Source organism: Pontibacterium granulatum, from assembly GCF_029961155.1.
GTDB classification, from domain to species: domain Bacteria; phylum Pseudomonadota; class Gammaproteobacteria; order Pseudomonadales; family Balneatricaceae; genus Pontibacterium; species Pontibacterium granulatum.
This window is the reverse complement of the sequence record NZ_JASBRH010000008.1, coordinates 200,062-215,760: the sequence shown is the minus strand read 5'-3', so window position 1 is coordinate 215,760 and position 15,699 is coordinate 200,062. Positions and strand designations below refer to the sequence as shown.

The 15,699-nt window shown below is 54.6% G+C and carries 20 protein-coding genes; 3 read left to right on the top strand and 17 right to left on the bottom strand.

The features are described 5' to 3' along the window. Positions 1-3: 3 nt before the first annotated feature. Positions 4-759: a flagellar motor protein PomA gene (pomA, locus tag QKW35_RS10100; RefSeq protein ID WP_282352785.1), complete on the bottom strand. Its 756-nt coding sequence runs from the start codon at positions 757-759 to the stop codon at positions 4-6. Positions 760-938: 179 nt separating this feature from the next. Here pomA and QKW35_RS10095 point away from each other — a divergent pair, with 179 nt between their 5' ends. The 3 genes from QKW35_RS10095 to dxs are packed head-to-tail and all read left to right on the top strand — an operon-like array spanning position 939 to position 3,844. Next, positions 939-1,181 (top strand): exodeoxyribonuclease VII small subunit, encoded by a 243-nt coding sequence (locus QKW35_RS10095; protein WP_282352784.1) that lies wholly within the window; start codon positions 939-941, stop codon positions 1,179-1,181. A gap of 3 nt (positions 1,182-1,184) precedes the next feature. After that, entirely contained in the window at positions 1,185-2,063 is an 879-nt protein-coding gene (gene ispA, locus QKW35_RS10090) for a (2E,6E)-farnesyl diphosphate synthase (RefSeq protein ID WP_282352783.1), read from the top strand. Beyond that, positions 2,063-3,844, top strand: coding sequence for a 1-deoxy-D-xylulose-5-phosphate synthase (dxs, locus tag QKW35_RS10085; protein WP_282352781.1), 1,782 nt, complete (start codon positions 2,063-2,065; stop codon positions 3,842-3,844). Before ispA ends, dxs begins: the two co-directional genes overlap by 1 nt. A 91-nt stretch (positions 3,845-3,935) precedes the next feature. On the opposite strand, the gene ribA is transcribed toward dxs, so the two are convergent. The 16 genes from ribA to QKW35_RS10005 all read right to left on the bottom strand — a co-directional run bounded on the left by ribA (position 3,936) and on the right by QKW35_RS10005 (position 15,650). Next, positions 3,936-4,547 carry a GTP cyclohydrolase II gene (ribA, locus tag QKW35_RS10080; RefSeq protein ID WP_282352779.1) on the bottom strand — a complete coding sequence of 204 codons (612 nt, stop codon included), beginning with the start codon at positions 4,545-4,547 and terminating at the stop codon, positions 3,936-3,938. 171 nt (positions 4,548-4,718) lie between these two features. Beyond that, complete coding sequence (locus tag QKW35_RS10075; protein WP_282352778.1) at positions 4,719-6,092, bottom strand: ATP-binding protein; 1,374 nt, start codon at positions 6,090-6,092, stop codon at positions 4,719-4,721. An 8-nt stretch (positions 6,093-6,100) separates the two neighbouring features. Further along, complete coding sequence (locus tag QKW35_RS10070; protein ID WP_282352777.1) at positions 6,101-6,766, bottom strand: response regulator transcription factor; 666 nt, start codon at positions 6,764-6,766, stop codon at positions 6,101-6,103. 6 nt (positions 6,767-6,772) lie between these two features. Next, complete coding sequence (locus tag QKW35_RS10065) at positions 6,773-7,132, bottom strand: PepSY domain-containing protein (protein WP_282352775.1); 360 nt, start codon at positions 7,130-7,132, stop codon at positions 6,773-6,775. A 115-nt stretch (positions 7,133-7,247) separates the two neighbouring features. Further along, complete coding sequence (locus tag QKW35_RS10060) at positions 7,248-7,469, bottom strand: hypothetical protein (RefSeq protein WP_282352774.1); 222 nt, start codon at positions 7,467-7,469, stop codon at positions 7,248-7,250. Positions 7,470-7,493: 24 nt separating this feature from the next. Next, the gene (locus tag QKW35_RS10055; RefSeq protein ID WP_282352772.1) at positions 7,494-7,667 is read right to left on the bottom strand and encodes a hypothetical protein; all 174 of its coding nucleotides are present in this window, start codon (positions 7,665-7,667) and stop codon (positions 7,494-7,496) included. A 72-nt stretch (positions 7,668-7,739) separates the two neighbouring features. Then, positions 7,740-8,249 carry a phosphatidylglycerophosphatase A family protein gene (locus QKW35_RS10050; RefSeq protein ID WP_282352771.1) on the bottom strand — a complete coding sequence of 170 codons (510 nt, stop codon included), beginning with the start codon at positions 8,247-8,249 and terminating at the stop codon, positions 7,740-7,742. Positions 8,250-8,251: 2 nt separating this feature from the next. Continuing rightward, a complete protein-coding gene (thiL, locus tag QKW35_RS10045) occupies positions 8,252-9,205 on the bottom strand; it encodes a thiamine-phosphate kinase (RefSeq protein WP_282352763.1) in 954 nt (317 codons plus the stop codon). Between the two features lie 13 nt (positions 9,206-9,218). Beyond that, entirely contained in the window at positions 9,219-9,701 is a 483-nt protein-coding gene (nusB, locus tag QKW35_RS10040) for a transcription antitermination factor NusB (protein ID WP_282352761.1), read from the bottom strand. Between the two features lie 6 nt (positions 9,702-9,707). Beyond that, on the bottom strand, positions 9,708-10,181 hold the full coding sequence (ribH, locus tag QKW35_RS10035) for a 6,7-dimethyl-8-ribityllumazine synthase (RefSeq protein WP_282352760.1): 474 nt from the start codon (positions 10,179-10,181) through the stop codon (positions 9,708-9,710). A gap of 14 nt (positions 10,182-10,195) precedes the next feature. After that, positions 10,196-11,311: a bifunctional 3,4-dihydroxy-2-butanone-4-phosphate synthase/GTP cyclohydrolase II gene (gene ribBA, locus QKW35_RS10030; RefSeq protein WP_282352759.1), complete on the bottom strand. Its 1,116-nt coding sequence runs from the start codon at positions 11,309-11,311 to the stop codon at positions 10,196-10,198. Between the two features lie 10 nt (positions 11,312-11,321). Beyond that, complete coding sequence (locus tag QKW35_RS10025; RefSeq protein ID WP_282352758.1) at positions 11,322-12,008, bottom strand: riboflavin synthase; 687 nt, start codon at positions 12,006-12,008, stop codon at positions 11,322-11,324. Then, positions 12,008-13,153 (bottom strand): bifunctional diaminohydroxyphosphoribosylaminopyrimidine deaminase/5-amino-6-(5-phosphoribosylamino)uracil reductase RibD, encoded by a 1,146-nt coding sequence (ribD, locus tag QKW35_RS10020; RefSeq protein ID WP_282352756.1) that lies wholly within the window; start codon positions 13,151-13,153, stop codon positions 12,008-12,010. Before ribD ends, QKW35_RS10025 begins: the two co-directional genes overlap by 1 nt. Then, the gene (gene nrdR, locus QKW35_RS10015; RefSeq protein WP_282352755.1) at positions 13,150-13,626 is read right to left on the bottom strand and encodes a transcriptional regulator NrdR; all 477 of its coding nucleotides are present in this window, start codon (positions 13,624-13,626) and stop codon (positions 13,150-13,152) included. Before nrdR ends, ribD begins: the two co-directional genes overlap by 4 nt. Positions 13,627-13,747: 121 nt before the next feature. Next, a complete protein-coding gene (gene glyA / locus QKW35_RS10010; RefSeq protein WP_282352754.1) occupies positions 13,748-15,004 on the bottom strand; it encodes a serine hydroxymethyltransferase in 1,257 nt (418 codons plus the stop codon). A 232-nt stretch (positions 15,005-15,236) separates the two neighbouring features. After that, positions 15,237-15,650 carry an Hsp20/alpha crystallin family protein gene (locus QKW35_RS10005; protein WP_282352753.1) on the bottom strand — a complete coding sequence of 138 codons (414 nt, stop codon included), beginning with the start codon at positions 15,648-15,650 and terminating at the stop codon, positions 15,237-15,239. Positions 15,651-15,699: the final 49 nt, after the last annotated feature.

The following is a 15,699-nucleotide window of genomic DNA, read 5'->3' as shown; positions in this document are numbered from 1 at the left end:
GTGTTAGCCGTCAGTCGCACGCTTGCCTTCTGGCAGGTAGTTCTTCAACATCTGCTCGATAACACGCGGGTTCTGTCCCGCCTGAATTGCCAGCAGACCGTCGGTAATCAGCGCCTGGTTCAGTGCTTCTTCATCCTTGCGCTGGCCCAGCTTATCGGCCACCGGCAACGCAAACATGGTAGCCAGCATCGCACCATAAAGTGTGGTCAACAGGGCGACTGCCATCGCCGGTCCGATCGATTTCGGGTCGGACATATTGGACAGCATCTGTACCAGCCCCACCAACGTACCGATCATCCCCATCGCCGGCCCCACATCACCCATCGCACCAAGAATGGAGATACTGTTATCATGACGGTCAGTTGTCAGCTTGGCTTCTTTATTGAGGAGTGTCTTAACAACTTCCGGATCGTGACCATCCACCAGCAGCTGAATGCCACGCTGCATGAAGTCACTGCTAACCGTTTTGTCCTCCAGCGACAGCAGACCACCTTTACGGGCCGCGTCAGCCAGCTCTACCGTTTCCGCGATGATCACATCCGGGCTGATAGATTTGAACATAAATGCTTTGCCGATGACTTTTCCGACCCCCAGGAATGTCCCCAGGGTGTACTTCATCATCACTACGAAGAGGGTACCGACAATTACGATCAGCAGGGACGGCACATTGACGAATACGCCAACATCCCCACCCATGACCATCGCAGCGACAACCAGGCCAAAGGAGCCGATTAACCCGACGAGCGTTGCTATATCCACTCTATAGTCTCCAGATCACAACCACAGCATTCTCAAGGTTTTATGAGCGACCCATCATAGCAAAAAAAGTCGCCCATTCCCCCCCTAAACGAACGTATGAATTTGATTAATCTATGCTAATTGATAAATACCTGCGGCTTCGGTAACGTGTACGCCTTCTATACACACAGGTAAGCCCCATGCCCCGCGCCAAGAAAACCACCGATTTCGAGACATCCCTGAACGAACTGGAAACTCTGGTTAACCAGATCGAGCAAGGTGATCTATCGCTGGAAGACGCGCTGGGTGCGTTCGAGCAGGGCGTCAAACTGACCCGTGAATGCCAGTCAATTCTGGATCAGGCAGAACAGAAGGTTCAGGTACTGATCGAGAAGAACGGCGAGTTGCAGAGTCAGCCTTTTAATAGCGGCGAGGATAGCTGAATCTTGACCATCAAAAACACACTCAAACAGTATCAGCAGCGTGTTGATGCCTATCTCGACCAGACTGTCCTAAAGGACAGTATCGAGCCGCGCCTGCAGGAAACAATGCGTTACGCCCTCTTCAACGGCGGTAAGCGTGTCCGTCCGATACTGGTGTATATGGTCAACCAGATGCTGGGCGGCAAACTTGAAGACGCCGATGCTCCTGCTGCTGCCATTGAGTGTGTTCACAGCTACTCCCTGGTCCACGATGACCTGCCCGCGATGGACGACGATGATCTGCGTCGCGGCAAGCCCACCTGCCACATCGCCTTTGATGAAGCCACAGCCATTCTCGCCGGCGATGCCCTGCAGTGTTTCGGCTTTGAACTGCTGACCCAGGATGAAAGTCAGCCCGCCCGCAACCTGAAGATGGTGAAAGTACTGGCACACGCTTCGGGCGATAGCGGTATGGTGGTCGGCCAGGCCTTTGACCTCGCAAATGTGGGCAAAAGCCTGACATTGGAACAGCTGCAAGCGATGCACGCCCACAAAACCGGTGCTCTGCTGAACGCGGCAGTCGATCTGGGTGCACTTTCCAGCGGCTGTAACGACAGCGACACCTTTTCCCAACTGCGTCGCTACGGGGATGCTATTGGACTCGCCTTCCAGGTCAAAGATGACATCCTGGATATCGAGGGCGATACTGAAACCATCGGCAAGCCACAAGGATCTGACGTCGAACAGGATAAACCGACCTATCCTGCCCTGCTCGGCATGGACGGCGCTAAAGAAAAGCTGCGCCAACTGCACCAGGAAGCCGTCGCTGCCGTACAACCCTTTGGTGATACAGCCCAACCGCTGGTTGAGCTGGCCGATTTTATCGTCAACCGCGACCACTGATGTTCCAGACCATTCCCGAACAGCGTCCGGCAACCCCTTTGCTGGACCGCATAGACAGTCCGTCCGCCCTGCGCGGCATTTCCGCTGACCGCCTCGAACAGCTGGCAGAGGAGCTGCGCGCGTATCTGTTGTATAGCGTAGGCCAAACCGGCGGTCACTTTGGTGCCGGCCTGGGCGTCGTGGAACTGACCATCGCCCTGCACTACCTGCTGCAAACCCCGGACGACCACTTGGTCTGGGATGTAGGTCACCAGTGTTATCCACACAAGATTCTGACCGAACGCCGTGACGCAATGCAGACCATTCGTAAAAAGGATGGTCTGGCACCGTTCCCGAAGCGCGCTGAGAGCCGTTACGACGACTTCGGCGTGGGTCACTCCAGCACCTCTATCAGTGCCGCACTCGGTATGGCGGTAGCCGATCAACTGCAGGGGCTGGACCACAAAACCGTCGCGGTGATCGGCGACGGTGCGATGACCGCCGGTATGGCCTTCGAAGCACTCAACCATGCGGCACATACCAACGCCAATCTGCTGGTGATACTGAACGACAACGAGATGTCGATCTCCCACAACATCGGTGGCCTGGCGACCTATCTGGCTAAAAACCTCACCAAGCGTACGGATGGCGAGACAACCGCAGCGCTGTTTGAGGCATTGGACTTTGAATATGCAGGCCCCGTTGATGGGCACAACTTTCACGCCCTGCTACCGGAACTGACCGCCGCCCTGAACCGGCCAGGACCTCAGTTCCTGCATGTGGTTACCCGCAAGGGCAAAGATTTTGCGCCAGCAGAAGCGGACCCGGTGGGGTATCACGCTCTGACCAAAATAGAACCGCAGGGGCAAAAAGCACCGGCGGTGAAAAAGCCCAAGTACTGCAACATCTTTGGGCGTTGGTTGTGCGATACCGCTGAAGAAGACAGCAAACTGATCGGCATCACCCCGGCCATGCGCGAAGGCTCCGACCTGATCGAGTTTTCCGAGCGTTTTTCCGAGCGTTACTTTGATGTCGCCATCGCCGAACAGCATGCCGTTACCCTCGCAGCGGGTATGGCGTGCCGCAATATGAAACCGGTGGTGGCAATCTACTCCACCTTCCTGCAGCGGGCTTACGATCAGTTGGTGCATGACGTGGCGATTCAGGATCTGGATATCTTGCTGGCGATCGATCGCGCCGGCCTCGTGGGTGAAGACGGATCTACCCATGCAGGCATCTTTGACATCAGCTACCTGCGTTGTGTACCCGGCATGCTGATGATGACCCCGTCTGACGAGCAGGAGCTATACGACATGCTGTCACTCGGTTATCACTACCGGGGGCCTGCTGCTGTGCGTTACCCCCGTGGCAGCGGCAGTGGTATCACAATCAGCCGTGATACTGCGCCACTGGAGCTGGGCAAGAGCAACACCCTGCGCAGCGGACAGCGCGTGGCCCTACTGAACTTCGGCCCTCTTATGCCCGCCGCTCAGGAAGCCGCTGAGGCGCTAGACCTGACGCTGGTCGATATGCGCTTTGTGAAACCACTGGATCAGAACGCTATCAACCAGCTAGCTACTGAACACGAGCTCCTTGTAACCCTTGAGGACCATGCTTTGCAGGGCGGTGCCGGTTCGGCAGTGGGTGAGTATCTGCACCAACAGGGCATTACCACACCGTTGCTGCAGCTGGGAATCCCTGACCAGTGGATTGAGCATGCCAAACGTAACGAGCAGTTGAGCGAATGTGGACTGGATGCCAACGGGATTATCAATGCGATTCGGCAACGACTTGGCGAGTAAACCTGCCTGCAAGATATAAAACAACCAAGACACAAAAAAGCCGCTGACTCAGCGGCTTTTTCTTATCTATGCAGACAAATACGCAAATGACTTATTCGTCATCCTTGAAATGGTGCTCGGTCATCATGTGACCCAGCTTGCCCATCTTAGTCGCCAGGTACTCTTCGTTGTGGCGGTTTTTACCAACCTGCAGTGGTACACGCTCTGCCACCGTTACACCGTATTTTTCCAAGGCTTTCACTTTACGCGGGTTGTTGGTCATCAAACGCACCTGTTTGATACCAATATGATCCAGCATCGGTTGACACATGGTGTAATCACGCATATCCGCCTCAAAGCCCAACTGCTCGTTGGCTTCAACTGTGTCCGCACCACCGTCCTGAAGGTGGTAGGCCTTGATCTTGTTCAGCAAGCCGATACCACGCCCTTCCTGGCGCAGGTAAAGCAACACACCTTCGCCGGCTTCAGAAATGCGCTTCAACGCTTCCTGCAACTGGAATCCGCAGTCACAGCGAAGACTGAACAGAGAATCGCCTGTCAGACATTCCGAATGCACACGAGCGAGAACCGGCGCATCTCCGCTAGGTTCTCCGTATACCAGAGCCACATGCTCTTTACCGGTTTCCAGGTCCTCAAAGCCCACCATCTGGAACACCCCCCAAGGGGTCGGCAGCTTGGAGGAAGCCACATACTCAACAGTCACTCAACTTACCTCAAGAATCGAAGCCCGATATTCTACAGACTTGTGCAATCAGGCGCATCCTGCATTAATGGTGGCACAAATGGGAAATACAACCACCTGCGGTGCGATAAGAAGGGTATTTTGGCAAAAAGAACCGTAACCAGGTCGATTACAGGCCTTTTTCCGCGGGAATCAGGCCACTTCTTCCGATTGTTGCGAAATCGGAAACTCTGCTTTCGTATGAAGCGGCAGCATGATGGTGACACGTAAGCCCTGCAAACGCTCAGATCGATCCAGGGCCAATTGCCCGCCGTACTGACGCACAATATCGGTCACGATACTCATTCCCAAGCCGTGACCATCGGTAGACTCGTCCAACCGCTCACCACGGGTCAACAAGCGTTCAATCTGATCTTCCGCGATCCCCGGCCCATCATCTTCGATGACCATGGTAATGCAGTTTTCATCTGCATCAGCTGCTACAGACACCCTGGAATGCGCCCACTTGCTGGCGTTATCCATCAGATTGCCCAACAGCTCCATCAGGTCATCACGCTCACCGGGAAAGTAAATTTTGTCACTGACGCGCTGTCGATAACTCAGGCCTTTGTCCCGGTAGATCGCTTTCAGCGTGCGCAGCAATTTATCCATTTCCGGCAGCAGATAGATACGTTGCCCAGGCAGTGCTGCTCCGGCAATACGGGCACGGGTCAACTCTCGCTGCATCAGATCACGTAAACGTACTGACTGCTCACGCATATCCTCAGCCAAACCTGGCTCTCTCGGTTTCAGCGCCTCAATCTGACGGTCCAGCACGGTAAGCGGGGTTTTTGCCGCGTGGGCCAGGTTGCCGACGGCATTGCGCGAACGCTGCAAACGCAATTCCATCGCCTGCACCAGGTAATTGATCTCGGTAATCAGCGGATCCACTTCCCTAGTATTCACATGGGACAGTTGTCGCACCTCCCCCTGCTTCAGACGGGCAATATCACTGCGCACCCCCATCAGAGAACGCAGACCACTGCGAATGATCATCGCCTGTACGACCAGCAGTACAACAAGGAAAATCATACCGGTGCCGGCAACCGCCCATCCCTGCTTCTGCAACGATTGATCGATACGCTCAACGTCCTCTGCCAGCACCAGTTGCACTTTCAACCCTGCCTTCATGAACGCCTGATTAAGGACCAGCCAGGGGTGTCCCGCTTTTATCACGCGGCGCACATACTCCTGCCCGATATCCTCTCCTTCAACGGTCGGGATCATCTCGTCCCAGAGCGAACGCGAATAGAGCCATTGATCGTTCACCTTCACTTGGAAGTAGTGCCCGGACATCGGCTGCAGATACACCGGGTCGATCAACTCACTGTTTACCCGCCAGCCGCCTTTACCATCCATCTCAACAGCACGCAGGATCGTATAGGCATCACTGGACAGACGCGCACTGATGAAGTCATAGGCGGTTTGGCGCAGGTACCAGCTGTTGGCCAACCAGAGCACCACGATCGCCACGATCGATACCAGTAAGAATCCACTGTTGAGGCGCGTCTGGATGGAGTTCAGCATAAACAGACTCAGAGATTCGGCACGAATACATACCCCTGACCACGCTTGGTCTGGATACGCTCTTTGCCAATCTTCTTGCGCAGCATCTTGATGTACGCCTCGATGACATTGCTGTCATTTTCAGCACCGTCATCGTAGAGGTGTTCAACCAGCTGCAGCTTTGAAAGTACACGGGAAGGGTTGTGCATAAAGTAACGCAACAGACGGTACTCGGTCCCCGTCAACGCAACCTCTTCGACCCCATTAAGGGTTACCGATTGGGTTTTCTCGTTCAGCGCCAACCCTTCGACTTCAAGGGTACTGCTGATCTGCTGATTGGCACGACGCAACAGTGCGGTCATCCGCACCAGAAGCTCTTCGGTATGGAAAGGTTTGCCCAGGTAATCGTCGGCACCGGCTTCAAAGCCATCCACACGTTCTTGCCAGGCAGACCGTGCAGTCAGAATTAACACAGGGATATTGTTACGACGCTTACGCCAGTTGCGCAGCACCTCAAGACCAGAGCGCAGGGGGAGACCCAGATCGAGCACAACGAGATCGTAGATATCTTCGTATCCCATCGCTTCTCCGTCGATGCCGTTGTCGGCAAGATCAACAGCGTAACCTGAGCGCAACAGCTCTTCCCGCAAATCAGGCCCCAACTGGGGATCATCCTCTACCAGTAGTACCCTCATAGCGAGTTACTTCTCCTTGATCATGTCTCCTGTACGGGCGTCTACCAACAGCATGCGCACCACACCGTCTTTACCCGCAACTTCCATTTCATAGATGTACATATCACCCTGCTTGATCAGGGCTGTATCCAGCATATGTCCATCTGTGAGCATTTTCACCCGGTCCATCAACTCCATCATGGACAGAATGACACCAGATTCTGCCAACACGCGACACTGTTCAGCGTCCAGGCGCTCCATACTTGTAATCGGCATTGAGGAATCGACACCGGTGCCGGGTATACTGCTCACCCCCTGGGCCGACAACGCAGAGAATCCACCCAATGTGATCAGGGCTGCCAGCATCATGCGTCTAAAGTGGCTCATAAATAAACCTCCCCAATTTGACTAGGTGGGTCCTTGAAATACATCAGCTATAAATGCAGTAGGCCCTTACAACAGGGCCCACCAGTATACTACTGTAGCAGTTTTCTCACGGAGTTTAGTTGGAGTGGATATCCACACCCCATGGATCTTCAACATTACCGCCGCCGGCACTGTTAAGCGAATCCAACTTGATATCAGAATCGGCAGCCATGTGACCTTCCTGACCATGTTCCCATGCATCCAGACCATACAGTGAGCCTGATGCTGCAAATGCCTGAGAGGTCAACAGAACAGCACCCACAAAGGCGGCTGACACAATTTTCAAAGCAGTTTTCATGATCGCTCTCCAATCTCAGTTAACTTACTGACCTTTATCCATGTCGTCCATGGTTTCGTCGAAATCAGCAGACATATGACCTTCCTGTGAGTGATCCCAACCATCCAGTGGATACAAAGAACCAGCAGCAAATACCTGAGAGGTCAGCATTACAACACTAACAAATGCAGCAGCGAACAGTTTAGCGATAGTTTTCATGACGGCTCTCCAAGATTGTTTAGAAGTCTCGAAGATAAAGTTAGAGGAGCAACCTGAAACCAACCTGAAAGGTCAGGTACTACTTAGAACTATTTCACCTAACGCTATACCGGAACCCCAAAACGTGGCCTGCAGCGCAATCCATGCGTAGATCCCCGCCAGAATATCGTCCAGCATAATGCCCAAGCCGCCTGACACTTGTTTGTCCGCCCAGCGTATGGGCCAAGGCTTGAGGATATCGAACAAACGAAACCAGAGAAAACCCACCAGGATCCAGATCAGCCCGGAGGGTGCTGCAAACATAGTGATCCAGAAACCCACAAACTCATCCCAGACGATGCCACCATGGTCGTGAACGCCAATATCAGAGGAGGTGCGCTCACACAGCCAGATTCCCACCAAGGTGGTCACCAGCAGCATCAGGGCATAGGCAGGCAGGGAGAGGGTCTGAAACCAGAAATAGGGGATGATGGCGGCCAGCGTACCAAAGGTACCCGGCGCGAAGGGGGCTGCACCACTACCAAGACCAAAGGCGAGAAAGTGGACAGGATTACGCCAGACCGACGGTGGTACTACATTCATGATTAATCCTTGGCAAAATGGTCATATCCGCCGCTACCGCTCGCCATCTGGCCATCGATACGAATACCCGGTTCGGCACTGATCTGACCGATGATCGTCACCGGTTCGGGCAGATCCCGGATTACATCCCGTTCAGTGGCGGGCAGCGTAAAGCACAACTCGAAATCCTCACCGCCGCTTAAGGCCCAATGACGCGCCTGCTCTATCCCTGCGTACGCTTCCAGTTGCTCGGAAACAGGCAGAGCACTCAGCTCTATATCCGCGCCAAAAGAAGAATTTTCCAGCAGGTGCCCCAGATCAGCCTGCACACCGTCTGAGATATCCACACAGCTGGTTGCCAGCCCCCGCAGTGCCATCCCGGTTTTCAGTCGCGGGGTTGGCGCATAGAAACGTTTCTGGAGGTGGCGGACCAAATTACTCTCAGCATCATGCTTGAGCAGCGTTTCCAGACCACCACGACTGTCGCCTAATGTACCGGTTACACAGATCAGATCACCAACCTGGGCCCCCTGTCGCTTTAAGGCCTTATCCACAGGCACAAAACCGTGCACCTGGGCAGAGAGGCTCAGGGGTCCACGGGTGGTGTCACCACCCACCAGACGAATATTCAGCAGCCTCGCAGTATTAATCAGGCTTTCCGCGAACGGCTCCAGCCATTCTTCCGTGGCATCAGGCAATGTCAGCGCCAGGGTAAACCAGGCGGGACGTGCGCCCATTGCGGCCAAGTCGCTTACAGACGCACCCAGCAATCGAGTGGCAAGATGCGCGGGCGGTGTGCCCGGCAAAAAGTGGGTACCCTCGACCAGGGTATCGATCGATACGGCCATTGCCTCGCCGGATTCCGGAATCAGCAATGCACAGTCGTCGCCGATCCCAAGCGCAACAGAGGCATCGGTAGATGCCTCTGCAAAGTAGCGCCGAATCAGCTCGAACTCGCCGAGGGAGGAGTTGCTCATCGCGAACCCTTACTTATCGGGAAGACCGGGCTTTCACCTCAGCCATACGTACACGCTGTGCCAGCTTGTCCAGCACACCGTTGACGTATCGGTGACTTTCGGTTGCGCCAAAGATCTTCGCCAGCTCAACACTCTCGTTGATTGCTACGCGGTAAGGCACTTCCAATCGATGGATCAGCTCGTACGCACCGATGCGCAGCACAGCCAGCTCAACCGGATCCAGGTCGTCCAGTTCACGGTCCAGGAACGGCTTGAACTGCTCGTCCAGCTCGCTCTTGCGGCTGGCAACACCGGTCAGCAGTTCAGAGAACAGGCGCTTGTCGGTGTTGCGCATCTCCGCTTCGTTGTCCACGCGGAACTGAGCATCGATCTCGTTAACCGGCTGTCCGGCGATCTGCCACTGGTACAGTGCCTGCAGGGCAAAACTGCGTGCCGCGCGACGCTGTTCGGTCAGGGATACTTTTTTCTTTGGTTTCGGCGCAGTGTTGTCGCTCATCTGCACTCAGACCTCAAGTTTACGCAGCAGGCTAACCATCTCCAGCGCAGACAGGGCAGCTTCTTCGCCTTTGTTGCCCATCTTGGTACCGGAACGCTCAACCGCCTGTTCGATGCTGTTTACAGTCAGGATGCCATTTGCAACCGGCAGGCTGTATTCGAGAGATACCTGCGCTACACCTTTTGATGCTTCACCAGACACATATTCAAAGTGAGGTGTGCCACCACGGATAACCGCACCCAGCGCGATGATCGCGTCTGCATCGCCCTGCTCAGCAACTTTCTTCACTGCCAGAGGGATCTCAAATGCACCCGGTACACGGATTACACGGATGTTATCTTCGTCGACTCCGTGACGCTTCAGAGTGTCCATCGCGCCTTCCAGCAGGCTCTCAACTACGAATGCGTTGAAACGGCCAACTACGATCGCGTATTTGCCGTTGCCGCTGATAAAATCGCCTTCAAACGTTTTCACTGCCATGATTCTTATCCAGCTTACTCTTCACAAGGAATATATTCTTCAATCTCCAGATCAAAACCGGAGATCGCATTAAACTTCATCGGGGAGCTGAGCAGGCGCATCTTGCGCACACCCAGATCACGCAGGATCTGAGAACCCGTACCCACTGTCAGGTAGGCACCGGAAGAGCTCACATCCACTTTCGATTTCTTCTTACCGACCAACACGCCTTCCAGCGCTTCGCCCAGGTCGATACGGTTACCGGTATCCAGCAGCAGAACAACGCCGTTACCTTCTTCGGCAACACGTTGCAGCGCCTTACGCACAGTCCATTTGCGCTCGTCACCCTGCGCAGCACCCACCACATCACGCATCACTTCGTTGCGGATATGAACACGGACCATGGTTGGATTCTCCGGTTCCACCTCACCCAGTGTCAGCGCCAGATGCGTGCAATTCTGAATCTCATCACGGTAAGTGATGTAGTTGAAATTGCCAAATTCCGTTGGCAATACACCTTCACTTTCACGCGTAACGGTGTGTTCGTTAGTGGTGCGGTAGTGAATCAGGTCCGCGATGGTACCAATCTTCAGGTTGTGCTTTTCAGCAAACTTCTCCAGGTCCGGACGGCGCGCCATGGTGCCGTCTTCATTCATGATCTCAACGATCACAGACGCTGGGGTCAGGCCTGCCAGACGGGACAGGTCACAGCCTGCTTCTGTGTGACCGGCACGGCTCAGCACACCACCTGGCTGTGCCATCAGCGGGAAGATGTGACCCGGCTGAACTATGTCTTCCGGCTGCACACTTTCTTTCACCGCCACACGCACGGTGTGCGCACGGTCAGCCGCGGAGATACCCGTAGTCACACCCGTTGCCGCTTCGATAGACAGGGTGAAATTAGTAGAGAACTGTGCGCCGTTGCTCTGCACCATCAAAGGCAGCTTCAGCTTTTCACAGTGCTCACGGGTCAGAGTCAGACAGATCAGACCACGCGCGTGGGTTGCCATGAAGTTGATATCATCCGGGCGCACCATCTCGGCCGCGATCACCAGATCACCTTCATTCTCACGATCTTCGTCGTCCATCAGGATAACCATTTTGCCCTGACGGATATCGTCGATAATTTCCTGAGTTGTATTCAGTTTCATTGCTCTAGTCTCATCCGCTTCTGCGGTTTGTAAATCCGAATTCTGCCAACTTATCCAGTGTCAGGCCGCCACTGCTTTCCTGAGACTCTTCCTCAGGTTCTGCGCTACGGTAGCCCAGCATTCGCTCTAGGTAGCGAGCGATAATATCCACTTCCAGATGTACCTGTCGGCCCGGCACGTAATGATCGATAATCGTTTCCTGCACCGTGTGCGGTACTATATTCAGCTCGAACAGGTCGCCATTCACCGCGTTCACGGTCAGGCTGGTACCGTCCACGGTGATCGATCCCTTACCTGCGATGTAACGCCCCAATGATGACGGCGCCTTGATGGTAAAGCGCACCGAACGGGCATCGTCGCGGCGATCAACCACCTCACCCAGACCGTCCACGTGGCCGGTCACAATGTGTCCACCCAGTCGACTGGTTGGCATCAGCGCCTTTTCCAGGTTCACTTTCTCGCCCACTGCCAGCGATGGAAAACGGGTATGCGTCAGGGTTTCACGGGATACATCCGCCCAGAAACCATCGCCCGGCAGATCAATAGCCGTCAGGCAGACTCCGTTCACGGCGATACTGTCGCCCAGCTTCACATCCGCCAGATCCAGATCACCGGTGCGGATATAAAGCTGAAGGTCGCCCTGCTGCTCTTCCACAGCGGCGATTGTACCCACAGCTTCAACAATTCCAGTAAACATTAATTACTCTCGTTACTCTCAGCCAACACGGGGCGTAGCGTCAGTTTAAGATCATCGCCCAGCATCCGGCTGTCCAGCAGTTGCATGCGAATCTGCTGTGCCATCTGTGTATAAGGTAGTTCATACATCGGCCGCGCATCGGAGCCCAACAGGGTCATCGCCTGATAGACCACCAGCTCGTCGACCACACCGGCACGGATAAAGGCGCCAGCCAACGTTGCGCCGGTTTCCACCAACAGCTCGTTGCACTGTTCTGCACTTGCCAGATGTCGCAGCAGCGCGGCAATGGATATACGCCCATTATCAGCGTCAAAACGAACCACTTCAGCGCCTGCGGCTTCCAGCTCCGCAATCTTCTCTGCATCATCACTCAGGGTGGCAATCAGTGTACGTCCTGGTTGCGTCAGGATCTTAGCCTGTAGCGGCATACGCAGCTGACTGTCCATCACTACACGCAGAGGCTGTTTCTCCGCAGCCTGAGCGGCGTTTTCGATATGCAGCTCATGCTCACGGACGGTGAGCGATGAGTCATCGTGCAAAATAGAATCCACACCAGTCACGATGACAGAACTTTGCGCGCGCAGACGCTGTACGTCACTGCGTGCGGCCGCACCGGTAATCCATTGGGATTCACCACTCTGCATCGCTGTACGGCCATCCAGGCTGCTGGCGGTCTTCACACGCACATAAGGCAAGCCCTGCTCCATGCGCTTGATAAAGCCTGGATTAAGCAACTTGGCTTCGGCTTCCAGCAAACCATAGGAGGCGTCGATACCGGCATCCTGCAAAATACGGATACCACGCCCGGCCACCTGTGGATTCGGGTCAACCATCGCCGATACCACCCGTGCGACACCCGCGCTCTTCAGCGCTTCAGCACACGGAGGTGTTTTACCAAAGTGACTGCAGGGTTCGAGGGTGACATACGCCGTTGCACCGCAGGCCAGATCACCGGCCATACGCAGGGCATTCACCTCAGCGTGCCCTTCACCGGCACGCACATGGTATCCCTCACCCATCAGCTCTCCGTCACGCACGATAACGCAACCGACACGTGGATTCGGCTGGGTGGTGTAACGCCCCTGATCGGCAAGCTGAATTGCGCGCGCCATCCAGCGGCGGTCAGCCATGGAAAATGTGCTCACCCCTGATCCTCTGTCGTATCCTGATCAGCGGAAAGGCGATCGATCTCTTCTTTAAATTCATTGATGTCCTGAAAACTACGATACACGGAGGCAAAGCGCACATATGCCACTTCATCCAGCTTGCGCAGTTCAGACATCACCTCTTCACCTACCTGACGCGATGGCAGTTCACGCTCACCTGTCGCACGCAGGCGGTGTTTGATCCGGTTGATGGACGCCTCAAACTCTTCCATGGAGACGGGACGTTTTTCCAGCGCGCGGTGAATACCGGCACGAAGCTTGTCTTCATCAAATGGCTGGCGGGAGCCGTCGGCCTTGATCAGGCGCGGCATCAACAGTTCGGCGGCTTCGTAGGTGGTAAATCGCTCGTGACAGTGGGTGCATTCGCGACGACGGCGGACCTGCTGGCCTTCAGCAACCAGACGGGAGTCCACAACCTTGGTTTCGTTCGCAGCACAAAATGGACAATGCATGGCCGTTTCCTGTCAAAAAAGAGCGAAAGAGCAGACAACAAACAGCGATAAAACGGTTATCTACCCACAAATAAAAAGGGCGACCTATTGGCCGCCCCCGGATTGTACAGGCTTTCCGGTATTACTTGTAGACCGGGTAACGTGCACACAGGTCTTTCACCTGCTCTTTAACCTTGGCGATAGTCTCTTCGTTGTTGATGTCCTCCAGGACATCACAGATCCAGTTCGTCAACTGGATAGACTCTTCCTCTTTAAAACCACGACGAGTGATCGCAGGGGAGCCGATACGCAGACCGGAGGTAACGAACGGAGAACGCGGATCGTTTGGTACGGAGTTCTTGTTCACGGTGATGTTTGCACGGCCCAGGGCTGCGTCAGCATCTTTACCGGTGATGTCCTTGTCGATCAGGTCAACCAGGAACAGGTGATCGTCAGTTCCGCCGGAAACGATGTTGATACCACGTGCGATAAAGGTTTCAGCCATCGCCTGTGCGTTTTTAACAACCTGAGCCTGGTACGCTTTCCACTCATCTTCCAGCGCTTCTTTGAAGCATACTGCTTTAGCCGCGATGATGTGCATCAGCGGGCCACCCTGAGATTCAGGGAATACAGCGAAGTTCAGCTTCTTCTGCAGCTCTTCGTCAGCGTTAGCAGACACGATCAGACCACCACGTGGACCGCCCAGTGTTTTGTGGGTAGTCGTGGTTACAACATCTGCAAATGGCAGCGGGCTTGGGTATACGCCTGCAGCAACCAGACCTGCGATGTGCGCCATGTCTACAAACAGGTATGCGCCCACTTTGTCCGCGATGTCACGGAAACGCTGCCAGTCAACCACGCGGGAGTATGCAGAGAAACCCGCTACGATCATTTTCGGCTTGTGCTCTTCCGCCAGGCGCTCGACTTCTGCGTAATCGATCTCGCCGGTTTCCGGATTCAAACCGTACTGTACCGCGTTGTAAATACGACCGGAGAAAGACACGCTGGCACCGTGGGTCAGGTGACCACCGTGTGCCAGGCTCATGCCCAGAACCGTGTCGCCCGGCTGGCACAGCGCCATGTATACGGCGGCGTTTGCCTGAGAACCGGAGTGAGGCTGAACGTTTGCGTAAGTCGCACCGAACAGTTCACACGCGCGGTCGATAGCCAGCTGCTCAACCACGTCAACGTACTCACAACCACCGTAGTAACGCTTGTTCGGGTAGCCTTCAGCGTATTTGTTAGTCAGTACGGAACCCTGCGCTTCCATTACGCGCGGGCTGGTGTAGTTCTCAGAAGCGATAAGCTCGATGTGCTCTTCCTGACGTGTAGCCTCGGACTGCATTGCAGCGTACAGGTCAGCATCAAAATCAGCGATCGACATATCTTTGCTAAACATGGTGTGGCGGTCCCCTAAGGTAGGTATAGAAGTGTCCAGGTTGGGGCGACTGTGCAGTTGTCGGCTACCGGCTTGGCCGGGTCAACCTGATACAGCTTTTTGGAAAACGCGCATTATATCCGAATGCGACATTTTCATCACTTGAAACGACCTCAAAAATTCTTCAGTGAGATTCATATACAAAAAGCCCCGCAATGGCTGCAGGGCTTTGAGCGACACAACCGAATTAAGGTTATTCGATGCGGATATGAGTGCTTTCCGGTGGCTGCTGTTCCAGCTTAGGTAGATCCAACGACAACACACCGTTTTCGAAGCTTGCCTTGATGGCGGAAGGATCGATATCACGACCGACAGACATTGAACGACTGTAACGCCCGACATGGCGTTCACGTCGAATCACCTTGCCCTCCTTCTCTTCCGACTCCTCCTTGCGGGTTTCCGCTGTCACGCTTAACACACCGTTATCCAGGGTTACCTTGATGTCATCTTTCTCCACACCCGGCAGGTCCGCTTTGATGTGATAGCCCTCATCATCTTCCTTCACATCGATAGCAGGCATCGTCTCCCCACTGCCACGACGGTTACGGAAAAAGTCGCTGAAAAACGCATCATCAAACAGGCTGTTAAAAGGAGCCAGCTCTTTCATTTGGGGTTCCTCCGAACTATCTGGTTGTTTATTGACCACTCCTGCTATG